2 protein-coding genes and 1 pseudogene are annotated in these 1,980 nt (G+C 58.3%); 2 read left to right on the forward strand and 1 reads right to left on the reverse strand.

Annotated features, from left to right (window positions below; translation table 11 throughout):
• Positions 1-519: pseudogene (locus QZY07_RS09105) on the reverse strand (hypothetical protein); the annotation flags it as partial.
• A gap of 559 nt (positions 520-1,078) precedes the next feature.
• Between QZY07_RS09105 and QZY07_RS09110 the strand changes: the two are divergent.
• Positions 1,079-1,402, forward strand: coding sequence for a type II toxin-antitoxin system RelE/ParE family toxin (locus QZY07_RS09110; protein WP_295401754.1), 324 nt, complete (start codon positions 1,079-1,081; stop codon positions 1,400-1,402).
• Positions 1,399-1,722 carry a helix-turn-helix transcriptional regulator gene (locus QZY07_RS09115; RefSeq protein WP_295401755.1) on the forward strand — a complete coding sequence of 108 codons (324 nt, stop codon included), beginning with the start codon at positions 1,399-1,401 and terminating at the stop codon, positions 1,720-1,722. Before QZY07_RS09110 ends, QZY07_RS09115 begins: the two co-directional genes overlap by 4 nt.
• Positions 1,723-1,980 lie beyond the last annotated feature (258 nt).

Consider the following 1,980-nt stretch of genomic DNA (forward strand, 5'->3'; position numbering starts at 1 on the left):
CTGGTCGAGCCGGTCGGCGCGCACCGTCGGACCGACGTGCTGACTCTGACGCGTCGGCGGCAACGCTCCGCGCAACCACTCCCCGTCCGGGGTCTGCCACACCTCCAGGCGATCGCGGGTGTGGTGCGCCTCGATCTTGAGATCTTGGACCACGAAGTCGCGATCGCCTTGGAAGCGCGCTCCAGGCGGCGGCGCTTGGGTGGGGCCAATGAGGCAATCCTCATGAATCGGCACGTCCGGCGTCTTGGACCGCTGGTTCGAGCCCGCCCGCTTGCCGGTCGACTCGCCCGTGCCCGGATCGGTCTTGTCAGGATCGCGCGGATCCTCCATCCCACTCGGCTTGAAGGTCGGCTTACCCTTCTCGCCCTTGAGCACCGCGATCGCCTCGCGCAACGGCTGGATGGTTTCCGCTTGCCGTTGGGTCTTCTCGGCCAGCGTCTCGATCAGCGCCACCAACTGCTCGATGAGCGGGGTGCGTTCCGCATCGGGGATGTCAGGGAGTTTGATCGGGTTGGGCATGACGGCTGGACGATGCACGGGAAACGATTGGGGTAGCGATGGGGTACTCTAACGGATATCTTCAGCCAAGGCTGCCATGACTTATTGAGAAGGGGGGGTATCCATCTGAGTGCGGTAGCGCCGATGAGTTGGATCTCGACACACCATCCAAAGGACGCTTCGAGTGCCAAGATCACAATATCTGGTATCCACCGCACTGAGCTGGACACCCCCCTTTGAGAAGTTACGACGGAAAATCCTAAGAGTCTGTTCATAAAGTTCAGATTGAATTACATAGGGTTTCTGAACGGTGCGCTGGCAAAAAGCCGTCTTTTCTGCCTTACCAAAGCAAAACCTAAACAGCAACTATCTATTTTTACTTGGAAAAACTTTACGAACAGACTCTAAGCCTCTGAGCGTAAAGCCGTTCATGGTTCGACCAGCTCACCACGAACGGCTTAACTTAATGGCAGTGTGGCAACAGTCAGCAGCATACCGTGGTCACTCTACCCACCCTACCTCGCGACCTGGCTGATGCAGGCACTTGTCTATTTATGCAAGTACCTGCATTATTTCCCGCATGAAGACACTCAAATTCATCGGTTCCAGCCTGGACGATCTGCGCGACATGCCGGCCACCGCGCGGCGTGCGTTGGGTATCGAGCTGATGACCATCCAGTACGGGCGCGAACCCAGCGACTTCAAACCGATGAAGACTGTCGGCGCTGGCGCATCTGAAATTCGCTACCGCGACGCCAGCGGCGCCTTTCGGGTCATCTATGTCGCCAAATTCGCCGAGGCCGTCTATGTCCTTCATGCCTTCCAGAAAAAGACCCAGAAGACCGCCAAAGCCGACATCGACCTGGCGGCACAACGCTACAAACTGATTGGAGAGCAGACATGAGCACGCACCCCCATTCGCCCGCCGTTCCCAAGGAACGCGACACGCGCATCATCGACAGCAGCGGCAACGTCTTCGTCGATCTGGGTTTCGATCCCGCCGAAGCTGAGGTGCTAAAGCTGCGTACCGAGGTGATGATCCGCACTGCCGAACAGTTGAAGGCACGCGGCTGGACGCAAGCCGAGGCCGCGCGACAGCTCGGGATTACCCAGCCGCGCGTCTCGCGGCTGGTCAAGGGGAAAGTGGAAGATTTCAGCCTGGACATGTTGCTGACACTGGCGACGCGCGCTGGACTGAGGACGGAACTGCGCCTGACGGCGTGAAACCCTCCCAGCCGGACAGGGCTACCTCGCTTCTTGTCGTTGTCGTCATCGCAAATTCATGTCGAAGTCCAGGGCGACTCCGAGCGCGACTTTGGCGAGCGGATGTTCGTCTACCTGTTACTGATGGTTCGCTCAATTTTACCCCTCGGTTCATGAAATGACGGCAAGCTACAGGGACTTGCTGTCTTTGAATCATGCACACGATGGAAACACCACCCACAGTTACACGCATCGAACGGGTTGATGACATCCCCCTGC

Source organism: uncultured Thiocystis sp., assembly GCF_903866365.1.
Lineage (GTDB): Bacteria > Pseudomonadota > Gammaproteobacteria > Chromatiales > Chromatiaceae > Chromatium.

Coding starts and splice junctions, on each gene's coding strand:
- QZY07_RS09110 (WP_295401754.1), top strand. CDS start 1,079: ATGAAGACACTCAAATTCATCGGTTCCAGCCTGGACGATCTGCGCGAC.
- QZY07_RS09115 (WP_295401755.1), top strand. CDS start 1,399: ATGAGCACGCACCCCCATTCGCCCGCCGTTCCCAAGGAACGCGACACG.